Source organism: Acinetobacter guerrae (genome assembly GCF_009372255.1).
In the GTDB taxonomy this organism is placed as follows: Bacteria; Pseudomonadota; Gammaproteobacteria; order Pseudomonadales; family Moraxellaceae; genus Acinetobacter; species Acinetobacter guerrae.
The window spans coordinates 378,099-393,465 of the sequence record NZ_LXGN01000001.1; the positions used below are offsets into that span (position 1 = coordinate 378,099).

The 15,367-nt window shown below is 39.3% G+C and carries 12 protein-coding genes; 8 read left to right on the forward strand and 4 right to left on the reverse strand.

Translation table 11 applies throughout. The features are described 5' to 3' along the window. The first annotated feature begins 190 nt into the window (after positions 1–190). From ahcY to A7A69_RS01770, 6 genes are all read left to right on the forward strand, one after another. Positions 191–1,573: an adenosylhomocysteinase gene (ahcY, locus tag A7A69_RS01745; RefSeq protein WP_151980545.1), complete on the forward strand. Its 1,383-nt coding sequence runs from the start codon at positions 191–193 to the stop codon at positions 1,571–1,573. 122 nt (positions 1,574–1,695) lie between these two features. Further along, complete coding sequence (metF, locus tag A7A69_RS01750) at positions 1,696–2,532, forward strand: methylenetetrahydrofolate reductase [NAD(P)H] (RefSeq protein ID WP_120369642.1); 837 nt, start codon at positions 1,696–1,698, stop codon at positions 2,530–2,532. A 23-nt stretch (positions 2,533–2,555) separates the two neighbouring features. Next, complete coding sequence (locus A7A69_RS01755; protein ID WP_151980544.1) at positions 2,556–3,281, forward strand: 16S rRNA (uracil(1498)-N(3))-methyltransferase; 726 nt, start codon at positions 2,556–2,558, stop codon at positions 3,279–3,281. 152 nt (positions 3,282–3,433) lie between these two features. Further along, on the forward strand, positions 3,434–6,295 hold the full coding sequence (locus A7A69_RS01760; protein ID WP_152876070.1) for a putative bifunctional diguanylate cyclase/phosphodiesterase: 2,862 nt from the start codon (positions 3,434–3,436) through the stop codon (positions 6,293–6,295). A gap of 144 nt (positions 6,296–6,439) precedes the next feature. Continuing rightward, complete coding sequence (locus tag A7A69_RS01765) at positions 6,440–8,710, forward strand: NADP-dependent malic enzyme (protein WP_152876071.1); 2,271 nt, start codon at positions 6,440–6,442, stop codon at positions 8,708–8,710. 93 nt (positions 8,711–8,803) lie between these two features. After that, on the forward strand, positions 8,804–10,039 hold the full coding sequence (locus tag A7A69_RS01770; RefSeq protein WP_152876072.1) for a multifunctional CCA addition/repair protein: 1,236 nt from the start codon (positions 8,804–8,806) through the stop codon (positions 10,037–10,039). Positions 10,040–10,106: 67 nt separating this feature from the next. Here A7A69_RS01770 and grxD read toward each other — a convergent pair whose 3' ends face one another. Beyond that, the gene (grxD, locus tag A7A69_RS01775) at positions 10,107–10,448 is read right to left on the reverse strand and encodes a Grx4 family monothiol glutaredoxin (RefSeq protein ID WP_120369637.1); all 342 of its coding nucleotides are present in this window, start codon (positions 10,446–10,448) and stop codon (positions 10,107–10,109) included. A 160-nt stretch (positions 10,449–10,608) separates the two neighbouring features. On the opposite strand from grxD, the gene A7A69_RS01780 reads away from it, so the two are divergent. Next, entirely contained in the window at positions 10,609–11,820 is a 1,212-nt protein-coding gene (locus A7A69_RS01780) for an aspartate aminotransferase family protein (protein ID WP_152876073.1), read from the forward strand. 141 nt (positions 11,821–11,961) lie between these two features. Here the strand turns inward: A7A69_RS01780 and A7A69_RS01785 are convergent, their stop codons facing one another. From A7A69_RS01785 to surE, 3 genes are all read right to left on the reverse strand, one after another. Beyond that, complete coding sequence (locus tag A7A69_RS01785; protein ID WP_120369635.1) at positions 11,962–12,891, reverse strand: LysR family transcriptional regulator; 930 nt, start codon at positions 12,889–12,891, stop codon at positions 11,962–11,964. 108 nt (positions 12,892–12,999) lie between these two features. After that, entirely contained in the window at positions 13,000–13,851 is an 852-nt protein-coding gene (locus A7A69_RS01790; protein ID WP_152876074.1) for a peptidoglycan DD-metalloendopeptidase family protein, read from the reverse strand. A 133-nt stretch (positions 13,852–13,984) separates the two neighbouring features. Then, positions 13,985–14,761, reverse strand: a complete 777-nt coding sequence (surE, locus tag A7A69_RS01795) for a 5'/3'-nucleotidase SurE (protein ID WP_151980539.1) — start codon at positions 14,759–14,761, stop codon at positions 13,985–13,987. Between the two features lie 101 nt (positions 14,762–14,862). Between surE and A7A69_RS01800 the strand changes: the two genes are divergently transcribed. Further along, complete coding sequence (locus A7A69_RS01800; protein WP_120369632.1) at positions 14,863–15,237, forward strand: MCR_0457 family protein; 375 nt, start codon at positions 14,863–14,865, stop codon at positions 15,235–15,237. Positions 15,238–15,367: the final 130 nt, after the last annotated feature.

Here is a 15,367-nt window from a genome sequence, read left to right on the forward strand (position 1 = left end):
TAACAATTTATCAGTACAATAGCGCCACCAGTCGAGGGATGCTGCGACTTTTTCACAGGCTGATTTTTTTAAAATAGCAATGTGGAATCGCTAGGCTCGACATACGAAGCCGTTTAAAAACAATGCTTCACAAAACAACGGCATCCGCGAACTGAATGATCAATATTTGTTTTTTTAAAAGGAGATCGTGATGAACGCGGTTAATGCTTCATTTACAGATTATAAAGTTGCTGATATTTCTCTTGCTGACTATGGTCGTAAAGAGATCAAACTTGCTGAAGCAGAAATGCCAGCTTTAATCGGTTTGCGTAAACGTTATTCAGCAGCTAAACCACTTGCAGGCGCAAAAATTCTGGGTTGTATCCACATGACAATTCAGACAGCCGTTTTAATTGAAACTTTGGTTGAACTTGGCGCTGAAGTTCGTTGGACATCTTGCAATATCTTCTCTACTCAAGATCACGCTGCTGCTGCAATCGCTGCAAGTGGTGTTCCTGTATTTGCATGGAAAGGTGAAACTGAAGAAGAATATGTCTGGTGTTTAGAACAACAGATCAATGTAAATGGCAAACCATGGGATGCCAACATGATTCTGGATGATGGCGGTGACTTAACCGCTCTCGTTCACGATAAATATCCAGCGCTTTTGGAAAAGATTCACGGGATTACCGAAGAAACTACCACAGGCGTACAACGTCTACTTGAAATGTGGAAAGATGGTTCTCTTAAAGTTCCTGCAATCAATGTCAATGATTCAATCACGAAATCGAAAAATGACAACAAATACGGTTGCCGTCATTCTTTAAATGACGCGATTAAACGTGCAACTGATATGTTACTTTCTGGTCGTCGTGCACTTGTAATTGGTTACGGTGACGTAGGTAAGGGTTCTGCACAATCTTTACGTCAAGAAGGCATGATTGTTCGCGTCACTGAAGTTGATCCAATCTGTGCAATGCAAGCGTGTATGGACGGTTACGAAGTCGTTTCTCCATACAAAAATGGCGTACAAACAGGTAAGAAAGAAGACATCAATCACGACCTCTTAGGCAATACTGACCTTGTTGTCACTACAACTGGTAACTACCATGTGTGTGACTCTGCAATGCTAGATAGCTTAAAAGCAGGTTCAGTGGTGTGTAACATTGGTCACTTTGATACAGAAATCGACACAGCTTATTTACGTGGTTACAAGTGGGTTGAAGTTAAACCTCAAGTACATCAAGTTTATCGTTCAGAAGATGAAAGTAACTACTTAATCCTGCTTTCTGAAGGTCGTTTAGTTAACCTTGGAAATGCAACAGGTCATCCATCACGTATCATGGATGGTTCTTTTGCTAACCAAGTTTTAGGGCAAATGCATTTATTTGCTGAGAAATTTGCTGACTTACCAGCCGATCAAAAACAAGCGGCTATTCGTGTTGAAGTACTTCCTAAAAAATTAGATGAAGAAGTTGCTGCTGCGATGGTTGTTGGTTTTGGTGGCGTATTGACACAGTTAACTCAAGTACAAGCAGATTACTTGGGCGTTGCTGTTGAAGGCCCATTCAAATCTGACGCTTATAAATACTAAGTTTTTATTAGAATCCCCCTAAGTCCTCCTTTAAAAAAAGGGGGACTTTCCACAGATCATTACATCGGTGTGATTCCCCTCTTTGAAAAGAGGGTCAGGGGAGATTTAAAAAAGGATTTGAAATGACGAAACGTGTGCCTATTTCTTTTGAATTTTTCCCACCAAAAACAGATGCTGGTGCAGAAAAGTTAAAAACTGTTCATCAAGAATTACAACTGCTTAATCCAGAATTTTTTTCAATTACCTATGGTGCTGGTGGTTCTACGCGTGAACGTACATTAGCTGCGATTCATGACTTTAATGGTAAAGGCACAGCTGTTGCTCCCCATTTGTCTTGTATCGGTGATGACAAAATACGTATTGCCGAATTGCTAGATTTGTATAAATCGCAGGGCATTAATCGCATCGTGGCTTTACGTGGTGATTTGCCATCAGGTCAAGTCGGACTTGGCGAGTTACCATATGCACAAGATTTGGTACGTTTTATTCGTGAGCATTCAGGCGATCACTTCCATATTGAAGTCGCTGCTTACCCTGAAATGCATCCCCAAGCTGAAACATTTGATGCAGATATCAAACGCTTTGTGGAAAAAGTAAATGCAGGTGCGAATGCAGGCATTACTCAATTTTTCTTCAATCCAGATGCGTATTTCTACTTCATTGAACGATTAGAAAAAGAAGGGATTAATATTCCAATTGCACCAGGGATTATGCCAATTACCAATGCCAGTAATTTAATTCGTTTTGCTGATGGTACAGGTGCAGAAATTCCTCGCTGGATTCGTAAGCAACTTGCTGCTTACGGTGATGACAGTGCAAGCATTAAAGCTTTTGGTCATGAAGTCATTGTCAAACTTTGCGAACGTTTAATCGCTGGTGGCGCACCAACTTTACACTTTTACTCAATGAACCAGACTGAACCGACTCGGCAGCTTGTTGTTGATCTTGGTTTAAACTAAATTTGTATGAGCCTTACCCAAATATGAATCGCTTTTATATTGAAACCGAACTAAATACAGGACATACCATTGAATTAACTGAGTCGGTATTTCATCATTGGGTTCGTGTGCTTCGTGCAAAAGAGCAGGAACAAGCCATCTTTTTCAATGGGAAAGGTGGTGAATATAGAGTAACACTCACTGAAATTAATAAGAAAAATGCATGTGTATCAGTTGATCATTTTAATCCAATGGATCGAACGCCACCTTTTCAAGTGCTTTTAGGTCAAGTAATGAGTAAAGGTGATCGCATGGATTATGCGATTCAAAAGGCAACTGAGTTAGGGGTAAGCACCATCCAACTTTTGACCAGTGAACGTTGCGAGATGCGCCTCAAATATGAGCGCGACCAAAAGAAAATTGAACATTGGCAATCTGTAGCAATTGCAGCCTGTGAACAATGCGGCATGAATCGGATTCCAGAGATTCTTGCTCCTATTTCTTTGAATGACTGGTTTGCCTCTGAATTACCAACCTCGCGTTTTGTTTTAGCACCAGATAAAAATCAAGAAAATGTTTTACAAGATAGTGATGAACATTTGGCGCTATTGATTGGTCCAGAAGGCGGCTTAAGTGAAGCTGAAATTCAGGCTGCAAATGCAAATGATTTTCAGAACTGGTGCATTGGAGAACGGGTCTTGCGCACTGAAACAGCACCTGTGGTTGCTCTTTCAATTTTGAATTATCACTTTTTGTCAAAAGCTGACTAATTTAGTCCAAACAAATATTGATTTTCCATGTCAGTTATGACAACGTAAAATGACATTAACAAACATGCTAATTAAACATTAAAAAAGCATTCTGATTTTTATTTTTTTGCATTTACTTATTGTTATGTAAATATTAACCGGATCATATTTATATGTCTGAAATACAAGAAACTGAATTGTACGATCATGTCGATACGGCCCATATCAAAAGCTCAATCCGACATAGCAAAGCTTTATTACTCAATTTATTTTTATTATGTATTTTTGACTATTTGTTATACCGTTTATTTTATAGTCCAGTTTCTTCTTTTTGGTTCACCACATGGATTACAGTTGCTAGTTTATTTTTTTTAGGCTGCTGGTACATCACCCAATTTTATTTTAAAGAGAATACCTATAGCCTCAAAAAAGCTAACATCTGGATGCAATGCATTTGTTTAGGCAGTGGTTGCATCATTGGGACAGGTATCATCCTGATTAATTATAATTTGATTTACCTAAGCCCTGCATTTTCTGCACCACATGTTTTAACGTTAAGTTCCGTGCTGTATATAATTACGGGGATCATCTGTCTAACCTACCTCACCCAATCCTTACGACATTTTTTTCTTGTCTTTTTCCCCACTGTATTACCTTTATTTATTTCACAATTTAGCCACCCACAGAATAACTACACTCTTTTTTATGTGGCATATAATTTTATTCTGATTATTTTTGTTTTTAGTGCATTTGCCTCACACCGCAATAAGCATCGGATGTCTATTTTATTTTTTAAAAATAAAGAGCTCAAACAAAATGCTGAAGAACAAGTCAAATGGACTGACGAACTTTATCAGCAATTACAAGTCGAAATGGATAAGTCCAAAGAAATTGAGCTACAACTTCAATTGCACAATCAACTTTTAGAACAGAAAGTTAAAGAACGCACATATGATGTTGAAAAAATGAATGAAAGATTAGAAAACAATGCACAAAACCTAAGGTTAGCACACGAAATTGCTGGAATTCGACCATGGCACTGGGATATTGAACATCGAAAAATAGAACTGACGACTCCAGAACAGGATCGAATTACCAAAGACTGGAAATCACATCAGCACTATCTTGAAAAAATTGTACATCCTGATGATTTATTCCTTGTAAAAAGAGCACTCTATCGACATTTACGTGGTTATACACCTCGTTTTGATGTCACTATGCGTATTCAACATGATGACAATTGGTATTGGGTACAAGAAGTTGGACAAGTCGTTTTGCGCCATGCTCAAAGTAATATCCCCTTAAGAATGTTAGGAATTCGTAGGGATATTAGTCAGGAAAAAAAAGATCAGGACCGCTTAAAACTTGCTGCAAGTGTAGTTCAACAGGCTGCTGAAGGTATCTTTGTTCTGGATGAAAATCTTTGTTATGTTGATGCTAATCCTTGTTATGAGCAACTGACTGGTTTTCATAAGCAGGAAATGTTGGGAAAACATTTATTTGATATTACTCAAAATGATAAATTTCATCAAAAAAACATGCACTTAAATATCACCAAGCAACTCTTACAAAAAGGTGAGTTTGATGGTGAGTTAAACGAAAATTTTTTATCGGGCAAAGAGCTGTCTATCTGGACACATATTAATGCTGTAAAAAATGACAATGATCAGATTATTAACTATATCGGAATCGTATCCGATCAAACTGAGCGTAAACGCCAAGAGCAGCGTTTATCTTATCTGGAAAACTACGATACCCTAACCGATCTGCCAAATCGTTTTTATTATAATTATCAGCTTCATCAATATTTAGTGAGTCAAAAAGATCCAATAAAACAATTTGCTGTAATTCGTTTCAATATTGATCGTTTTAGAACACTGAATGAATTTTTGACGAACAACGGTGGTGATGAGTTATTAAAAAAAGTAGCTCAACGTCTACGCCTGACTACACCTGATGCCCTTTTGGTCGCGCATCTAAACGGTGATGACTTTGCTATTCTTTATGAAATTTCACATATCAGACCCTCAATAGAACAGCATTGCTCACGTATTTTTGAAAGTTTTCTCGAACCCTTTCACGTTCAAAATCAAGATTTCATCATTACAGTTTCAATAGGTGTCGCCTATTATCCTGAACATGGCCGCCAAATTGACAGCTTAAACAATCATGCAGAACAAGCTTTAAATGATGCAAAACGATTGGGCGGCAACACTGTTTGTTATTATTCACCAGAAAAATCTGCCTTGTTGACTCAAGGGGTTAATATTGAACGTGAACTACGCAATGCCATTAAAAATAATGAATTGATGGTGTATTACCAACCCAAAGTTTGCGCCATAACTCACGACGTATATGGATTTGAAGCATTAGCTCGCTGGAATCACCCTACTCGCGGATTAATAGGACCCGATCTGTTTATTCCAATTGCACAGGAAACTAGCCTTATTTCTGATATTGGCCGATTTGTCATTATGGAAACTGCTAAACAAATGCGCATCTGGGAAGATCTGGGTTTTAAAAATATTTGCGTTTCAGTGAATGTTGTTGCCCAACAAATTCATCGGGGACAATTGCTTAACGATCTAGATGATGCGATGCAGTATTATCAAATTAGCGGTAAGAAATTAGAGCTTGAAATTACAGAATCTTCGCTCATGGAAAGCTCTGAAATCGTTCAGGAAATGTTACAGGAAATTAAACATAGAGAAATTCTTATCTCACTGGATGATTTTGGAACAGGTTATTCTTCTCTAGCGTATCTAACCGAATACCCAATTGACATTCTAAAAATTGATCGTACTTTTATTTCTAAAATTGGCATTCTAAAACAAGAAGCCATTGTGAGTGCCATGATTGCAATGGGCAAAGCCATGAATTTGACTTTGGTTGCAGAAGGTGTTGAAACGAAAGAGCAAGCGGACTTTTTAAGTCAACAAAAATGCGATATTTTACAAGGCTTTTTATTTTCTAAGCCTCTTAATCCCGTCGATAGTACCAAGTTTTTAAAAACACATAAATGTGTAGATGAATAATCAATAGTGCTTTGAAAAACCATGAGTTCAAAGCAAATTGATAGTTTTTGACTGGGCGTAAAGCCCAACTAATGTTATATTCACAAGGATTTACCCTTACACCCAAGCATTCAATAGTTAACTCTTGTAAGAATCGAGATTCAGATGGACGATCAATCATTAAAACAGGCTGCTTTGTATTATCATGAACATCCTACTCCAGGGAAAATCAGCGTTACGCCAAGCAAGCAACTTGTCAATCAGCATGACTTGGCCCTTGCTTATTCTCCAGGCGTTGCAGCTCCATGTTTAGAGATTGAACGCGATCCTTCTACAGCGGCAAAATATACTGCTCGCGGAAATCTGGTCGCAGTGGTCAGTAATGGTACGGCGGTTTTAGGTCTAGGCAATATTGGACCTTTGGCATCTAAGCCTGTTATGGAAGGTAAAGGCGTTCTCTTTAAAAAATTTGCGGGCGTAGACGTTTTTGATATTGAAATTGCAGAAAATGATCCAGATAAAATTGTGGACATTGTTGCTGCTTTAGAACCTACTTTTGGCGGTATTAACCTCGAAGATATCAAAGCCCCAGAATGCTTTTATATCGAGAAAAAACTTCGTGAACGCATGAATATTCCTGTGTTCCATGATGACCAACACGGAACCAGTATTATTGTGGGTTCAGCATTATTAAATGCACTGCAACTGGTCAACAAAAAAATCGAAGACATTAAAATTGTAGCATCTGGTGCAGGTGCCGCAGCATTATCTTGTCTTGATTTATTATGCGCACTTGGTGTGAGTAAAGAAAACATTACCGTCGCTGACTCTCGTGGTCTTTTAACTACTTCTCGCGAAGGTCTTGATGACTCTAAAAAACGTTATGTTCAAGATATTCCACAAACCAAACTTCATGAAGTAATGGCAGGTGCGGATATGTTCCTTGGTCTTTCTGCGGCAGGTATTCTGACCAAAGAAATGGTGAAGGAAATGGCAACTAATCCAATCATTTTTGCATTGGCAAATCCAGATCCTGAAATTTTGCCAGAACATGCGCACGAAGTTCGCCCTGATGTCATTATGGCGACTGGTCGTTCAGACTATCCAAACCAAGTTAATAATGCACTTTGCTTCCCATATATCTTCCGTGGTGCATTGGATGTTGGTGCAACGACAATTAATGAAGAAATGAAAATTGCTTGTGTGCATGCCATTGCACGTATGGCACATGTAGAAGCAGATGCAGCGACCTATGGTGAAAAATCTGCTTCATTTGGTCGTGATTACCTAATTCCGCGTCCATTGGATCAACGTTTGATTCTTGAAATTGCACCTGCTGTTGCAAAAGCAGCCATGGATTCAGGTGTTGCAACTCGTCCAATCGAAGACTTTGCAGCATATCGTCAAAAACTGTCTGAGTTTGTTTATAACTCGGCGTTTATGATGAAACCGATTTTCTCACAAGCCAAAACTGATCCTAAACGTATTGTATATGCCGAAGGTGAAGATCAGCGTGTACTTCGTACTGCACAGATTGCAGTAGATGAAGGCATTGCTTTTCCAATTTTAGTTGGTCGTACAGCAGTAATCGAAGCCAATATCAAAAAATTGGGGCTACGTTTAGAACATGGCAACAATATTGAGATTGTTGACCAAGAGAAAAATCCGCTCTACGAAGAGTTCTGGAAAGATTATCACCAAATTATGCAGCGTAAAGGCGTAACCGAAGAATATGCTCAACGTGAAGCGCGTCGTCGTTCGACATTAATTGCAGCGTTGCTTGTTAAATTTGGTAAAGCAGATGGTATGCTTTGTGGTACATATAGTAGTTATGACATTCACCTAGATTTTGTAAGCAATGTGATTGGACTTAAAGAAGGTGTAAATAACTTCTTTACGTTGAATGCGCTAATGCTTGAAGATCGTAATTTGTTTATTGCTGATACATATGTCAACACCAATCCAACCGCAGAACAATTGGTTGATATGACCATTATGGCTGCCGAAGAAGTTCGACGTTTTGGTATTACGCCACGAATCGCCCTGCTTTCTCACTCAAGTTTTGGTAGCGACCAGAATGATCCTAGTGCGAAAAAAATGCGTGAAGTTTATCGTTTACTTTCTGAACGCGCGCCTGAGCTTGAAGTTGAAGGTGAAATGCATGGTGATGCTGCACTTGACGAAAGCATTCGCCATTTTGCATTCCCAAATTCGCGTTTCAAAGGATCAGCCAACTTGTTGATTATGCCGAATCTAGATGCTGCGAATATCTCATTCAACCTACTTAAAGCAACTTCAGGAAATAATGTCACGATTGGCCCTATTTTACTGGGTGCTGCTAAACCTGTTCATATCCTTACACCGACAGCAACGACACGTCGAGTTCTGAATATGACGGCACTTACAGTTGCTGAAATTCAACAAAGTGGCGGCTAATCTTTAAACTCAAGAGATTAGAAAAGCATAACTTTGTGACTTGAGAAAACCTCTGTTCTGTAGCATGATGAGCTTAAGAACAGAGGTTTTTTCATGCATGTTTATTTAGTAGGCGGTGCTGTACGAGATTATTTACTTGGGCATCCCTATCACGAAAAAGATTATGTCGTGGTTGGAGCGACGCCACAACTGCTGCTTGATCAGGGTTATCAACCCGTTGGTAAAGATTTTCCTGTATTTTTACATCCTGAAACCAAAGATGAGTACGCACTTGCACGTACCGAACGTAAATCTGGTGTGGGTTATCACGGTTTTCAATTTTATACAGCCCCAGACGTCACCCTTGAAGATGATTTAATTCGACGTGATCTCACGATTAATGCGATTGCGATGGATGAAGATTCTGGCGAAATTTATGATCCTTATGGTGGACGTAAAGATCTGGAAATGAAAACTCTACGCCATGTGTCAGATGCCTTTTTAGAAGATCCTCTTCGAGTTCTACGCGTAGCAAGATTTGCAGCACGTTATTTCCAATATGGTTTCACCATCGCACCAGAAACATTAAACTTAATGCAAAAATTAAGTGAATCGGGAGAGTTAGATGCGCTCACACCCGAGCGCGTTTGGAAAGAAACATCTAGAGCCTTGATGGAAACTCATGCAAATGTTTATTTTGAAGTTTTGCATCAATGTGGCGCGCTAAAAGTTTTGTTTCCAGAAATTGATGCTTTATTTGGTGTGCCACAGCGCCCTGAATATCATCCCGAAATTGACTGCGGAATACATACTCTAATGGCTTTACAACAGGCTTGTAATGCCAATTATTCACTTGATGTACGTTACGCTGTATTGGTACATGATTTGGGCAAAGCACTTACACCGCCAGAAGAACTTCCACGTCATATCATGCATGAAGAACGCGGGGTTGTACCTGTACAAAACTTATCAGACCGCTTGAAAGTTCCAACGCTGCTTAAACAATTAGCCGTTTCTGTATGTAAAGAACATTTAAAATGTCATCAAGCTATGACTTTAAAGCCTGGAACTTTATGGCGTTTATTACAACGTCTAGATGTTTTAAGGCGACCAGAACGTGTTGAAGCTTTTATTCAAGCGTGCGAATGTGACGCGCGTGGACGATTAGGCCTAGAAAACAGAGAATACCCTCAAGCAGAATATATGCGTAAAGCGATACATATCGTACGTTCAATCAAAGCATCAGATTTACCAGAAAATATCCAAGGTGCTGAAATTGGTGAAATGCTAATTCAATATCGTATTGATGCATTGGCTCATTTAAAGCAGCTTTATGAAAGCAAAGCCTGATTAAACACTTTTGAATCCCCAAAAAAAACCTGAGAAAAATCTCAGGTTTTTTTATTAATCACTTCAATTAAGCTTCTGGCGCAGGGCTATATTGCTCAACTAAAGGTTTTAATTCACCATTTTGGAACATTTCCAACATAATATCGCTACCGCCGACTAGTTCACCATTTACCCAAAGCTGAGGGAAAGTTGGCCAGTTGGCAATTTGTGGAAGTGTTGCACGAATATCTGGATTTTCCAGAATATTCACATAGGCAAATGGACGACCGATTTGACTGAGTGCTTCAACTGCACGCGCAGAGAAACCACATTGTGGAAACTGTGGCGTGCCTTTCATATAAAGTAAAACCGAGTGTTTGGCAATTTGATCACGAATCAGTGCTTCGGTGTCACGTGCTTGTTCAGTCATAGATAAATCCTCAACTATTCTGTCTGTATTATACCTAAAACCGCCCTGTTGTTGTTATCGATCATCATAATTCTATTTTAATTTCGTTTAGCTCTTTCATTCTGTGGTCGTTTTTGCTTATATAAACACTCTCATTTAATTCAACAGATAAGAGTTCGTTATGAATCACATTACTCTCGCTCCTGTACAATCTGATCAACCTTCTCATTTGATGGCAACTTATGGCCGTCAAGCGATCAGTTTTGTACGAGGACGAGGTTCTTATCTTTATACAGAAGATGGTACTGAATATCTGGATGCTTTAACGGGTATTGCTGTGTGTGGTCTAGGTCATGCACATCCTGTGATTGCACAAGCAATTGCAGAACAAGCAGCAACCTTAATTCATACCAGTAATTTGTTTGAAATACCTTGGCAAACTGCTGCTGCACAAAAATTGGCTGAAGTTTCAGGCATGCAAGAAATTTTCTTTTCTAATAGCGGAGCTGAGGCCAATGAAGGCGCAATTAAAATTGCACGTAAATACGCCAGCCAACAAGGTATTCAAAATCCAAAAATTGTCGTTGCTGAAAAATCTTTTCATGGTCGAACGCTAGCGACTTTGTCTGCGACAGGTAACAGTAAAGTTCAGGAAGGTTTTTTTCCTTTAGTTGAAGGTTTCATTCGTGTGCCTTTTGGGGACTTGGAAGCATTACAAGAAGTAGCCTTACAACACCCTGATATTGTCGCTATTTTGATTGAGCCGATTCAAGGTGAAGGTGGGATTAACACTGCCCCACAAGGCTTTAGTTATCTCGAAGATGTTCGTGCTTTATGCAATCAGCATAACTGGCTCATGATGCTAGATGAAATCCAGACGGGAAATGGTCGTACAGGCAAATATTTTGCCTACCAACATACCAATATTATTCCAGATGTTTTAACCACTGCTAAAGGTTTGGGGAACGGTTTTCCTGTTGGTGCTGTCATGACCCAAGCAAAAGCCGTTGGTATACTCGGTCAAGGTAGTCATGGTTCTACTTATGGCGGTACGGTGCTTGGTTCACGCGTGGTCTATACGGTGATTGACACCCTTCAAAAAGAAAATGCCGTTGAAAATGCTGCAAAAATTGGCAGTTATATTGTTGCGCAATTGCGTGAACAGTTATCTGGTTTAAATATCGAAGTTCGTGGTTTCGGAATGATGATTGGTATTGAATTACCAAAGCCATGTGCTGAAATCGTTGCAATTGCACGCGATGAATATAAACTGATTGTCAATGTCACAGCTGGTTCTGTGGTACGTTTACTTCCACCATTAAATATGACTCAGGAACAAGCAGATGATTTATTATCGCGTTTAGTTCCTGCGATTAAGCAATTTTTAGCTTAAGTTTTAAGTTAAAAGCGTCTGTTTGAAAGCCACAATCATGTTGTGGCTTTTTTATTTACTTTAAAAAATAAAAAATCGAGCTATTGGCATAACTCGATTTTTATATCAGATATTGCATTCAATCTAAAACAGCCTCAAGCTTTAAGAGGCTTCTTGAAAAGTTCGACCGCCTGGTAACTGACTAAAATACTGCTTTAAAGCATCCAGACAACGATGGATCTTCATCGGCTGCTGTTCGCGTTTAGATGTAATCGCATAAAGTGTAAAAGCGGGTAAATTCCATTCTGGTAACACTTCCACCAAAGAGCCATTGACTAACTCTTTTTGTGCATCCAAGTATAAAATTCTGGTTAAACCGTGCCCTTGCTGACATAAAGATTTGGCGACAAAAACATTATTCGTTTGTAAGCGAGTTTTCATCTCAATATTTGCAGACTCACCATTTGTTGCATGCTGAAATGAAAAATGTTGGTAATTATTCATTAGATTCACTGGAATCAGATCATGATTCTTTAAATCTTCAGGACGCGAAATGGGGGCTGATTGATTCAAATAGCTCGGCGAAGCAACCAATACCTGATCGACTCTTGCCATCGGAATAATTGTCAAATTTTGATCTTCGATTTTTGGACTCATACGAATAGCAATATCAATACGCCCTTCGATAAGATCAATATATCGATGATCAGCTTCAAAATTTACAGATAATCCACGATGCGCAGACATCCAGTGTGATAAAGCAGGAACGATATGTAAAGCGCCTAATTCGGGAGTTGTTGCAATACGCAGCTCTCCAACCAAATCATCTCGCAATTCGTTAATACGAATTTTACCACGTTCCGCAGCAGCAAGCATTTCCTGGCAACTGTGGAAAAAAGCCTGTCCAGCTTCAGTTAAGCTTAGTTTACGGGTAGAACGGTGTAGAAGTGTAACCTCCATGTCCTGTTCTAGAGACCGAATCTGTTGACTCACTGCACTGGTGGTAATACCCAGATCACGGGCAGCACCACTAAACGAACTTTTCTCTACAACACAAGCAAACACTCCCATTGCTCGAAGTTGATCTAACATAAATTTCCCTCTAAACTTATGAGATGCAATTATCACTATTTGATAAAAGCAACTCTTTGTATTATACGGAGAAATCTATGTTTTGCATTATTTAATTTAAATTTCCAATCAGTTCACAGGAATTATATTTGCAGGGTTAATTGGTTTACCATCTAAACGAATTTGAAACTCAAGCATCACACTATTTGCGCCAGATGAGCCCATTTCCGCAATTTTTTGCCCTGCCGTGACATTATCGCCACTTTTTACGAACATTTTGCTGTTATGGGCATAGGCTGTAATGTAGCCGTTTATGTGCTTAATCAGCACCAAATTACCATATTCCTTAAGCCCATCAGCGGCATAGACCACCTGTCCATTTGCAGCAGCATAGATAGGATCACCTACATTTCCACCATAGCGTAAGCCTTTTACATTGCCTGCCAAATTAAACTGCTGGATAATTGGGCCTGACGATGGTTTAACCCATCGCAAACTTGTTGCTGTAGGTGCTGTCGTAATAACAGGTGCTGATGTTACTGGTGCAACAGGTTGAGCAGCTGGACGCGGTGCGGTCTGAGTTGTTGTGGTGGTTGGTGTTGTCGGTAATGCAATCGTTTGACGTTGTATTGGAGCCGTTTGTGTAATCGCTTGTGTCGTCGTTGTGCGTTTAGTTGCAGAACCTTTTAGACGTAAAGATTGGTTTACATAAATGCGATACGGTGGGGCAATATCATTTAATTCAGCCACATTCATATAGTTCAATCCATACCGAGCAGCAATTCCACTCAAAGTATCTCCCGAACGTACCGTATAATAATCTGGCGAATTCAAGACACGTGTAGAATTGGAAACTTGTGGTCTTGAAGCACAACCCGTTATTGCAAGTGCGGAAACCACCGCCACAGATATCATTATTGTTTTTAGAAATTTATGGCCTGAAATAAACGCGATTTCACTTTCATGTCGAAGCAATGGCATCGATCACCCTCTCTCATCAATATAAAACAACAGACATTTGCGCTAAGAGTACCAAAAAAGGACGAACACGCACGTTCATCGTCCTTTTTTTCACAAAGTTATAACATTAGACCTAGCCTAACGATATATTTTGTCAAATACGTGAAGAAAGCACCTCTTGTAAATCTTCTAGCACATCATAATTGGTTGCATCCATCTGAATGGGAGTGATGCTGACGTAACCATTGGCGACTGCAAAAAAATCGGACTGGGCGTGACTCGGCGTCCTTTTTGGATCTGTCACGGCTTCACCAGCAAGTCCAATCCAATATACTTGACGGCCACGCGGATCGACATGACTGGTTATCGGTTTGGATTGTGCACGAAGTCCCTGATATGTCACTTTTTCGCCTTGAAGCTCTGCAACATCTGGAATATTAATATTCAAAATATGACGCGGTGGCAAACTCGGCAAACCTCGTGCAATAAAATCATGTACCCATTTAGCAGCTGTTGCATAGTCATCTGCATGTTCATAAGAACGTACATTACTTCCTGCCAATGACACTGCAATCGCGGGCTGCTTCATTAAGCGACCTTCGAATGCTGCACCCACTGTACCTGAATACAACACATCATCCCCCAAATTTGCGCCACTATTGATGCCACTTACCACTAGATCAAATTCAAAATCAAATAATCCATTCATGGACAGATAAACACAATCCGCAGGTGTACCATTAACTGCCCAAACATCTGGTGCAATAGGAATTGGGCGTAAAGGGCGATCTAACGTCAACGCACTGGAAAATCCACTTCGTTCACTTTCTGGAGCAACCACAACAACACGACCTAAAGGTTTTAAAGCTTGAGCAAGCGCCTGAATGCCTGGTGCAAATACACCATCATCGTTGGCTATAAGAATATTCACAAAACACGATCTCGATAAATGACTGATGAGGTTATTCAATTGAAATATTCATTGAATTATATATATTTAGCCACTTAATTCATCAATAATTTTGTGAAATCATGAGAACGTTATTTATATCTCGCTTTTGTTTATTTACGGTAATGGCAATCACATTTAATCATGTGACTTTTGCAAATGAGAGCTTAACTCAGGCAGAACGCAACACTTTAGTGAAAGAGGATATCGCTGGAACACAAGTTTTAAGCGAAGTTTGTCCTGCGCTTATGGGGCAGAAAGCCAACTTTGAACAAAATATTCAAAAATTGATTCAAATGAACTTAAAGCAATATTCTGGTCAGAGCATGACTTTTGCAGCACTACAAAATGATGCTGAATATAAAGCATTACTTGCTGAAGCGCATAAGACCCTCAAAGAAACCCCTACAGATGAACAAAAAACTGTCTGTGAAGATGTATTAGATTTTCAAGAATAAATGCTGTTTGATCGCTTTCTTTGGTTCTAAATTGTGCATATTTAGAACCTCATAACTGCATAAGCCCTACAGCAAAGATACAATTTTAAAATATTTCTATGCTATAAGTAGTTCAAATTCTTTAAGTCTT

Coding starts and splice junctions, on each gene's coding strand:
- A7A69_RS01760 (WP_152876070.1), top strand. CDS start 3,434: ATGTCTGAAATACAAGAAACTGAATTGTACGATCATGTCGATACGGCC.
- A7A69_RS01790 (WP_152876074.1), bottom strand. CDS start 13,851: ATGCCATTGCTTCGACATGAAAGTGAAATCGCGTTTATTTCAGGCCAT.
- A7A69_RS01800 (WP_120369632.1), top strand. CDS start 14,863: ATGAGAACGTTATTTATATCTCGCTTTTGTTTATTTACGGTAATGGCA.
- A7A69_RS01765 (WP_152876071.1), top strand. CDS start 6,440: ATGGACGATCAATCATTAAAACAGGCTGCTTTGTATTATCATGAACAT.
- A7A69_RS01755 (WP_151980544.1), top strand. CDS start 2,556: ATGAATCGCTTTTATATTGAAACCGAACTAAATACAGGACATACCATT.
- grxD (WP_120369637.1), bottom strand. CDS start 10,448: ATGACTGAACAAGCACGTGACACCGAAGCACTGATTCGTGATCAAATT.
- A7A69_RS01780 (WP_152876073.1), top strand. CDS start 10,609: ATGAATCACATTACTCTCGCTCCTGTACAATCTGATCAACCTTCTCAT.
- ahcY (WP_151980545.1), top strand. CDS start 191: ATGAACGCGGTTAATGCTTCATTTACAGATTATAAAGTTGCTGATATT.
- metF (WP_120369642.1), top strand. CDS start 1,696: ATGACGAAACGTGTGCCTATTTCTTTTGAATTTTTCCCACCAAAAACA.
- A7A69_RS01770 (WP_152876072.1), top strand. CDS start 8,804: ATGCATGTTTATTTAGTAGGCGGTGCTGTACGAGATTATTTACTTGGG.
- A7A69_RS01785 (WP_120369635.1), bottom strand. CDS start 12,891: ATGTTAGATCAACTTCGAGCAATGGGAGTGTTTGCTTGTGTTGTAGAG.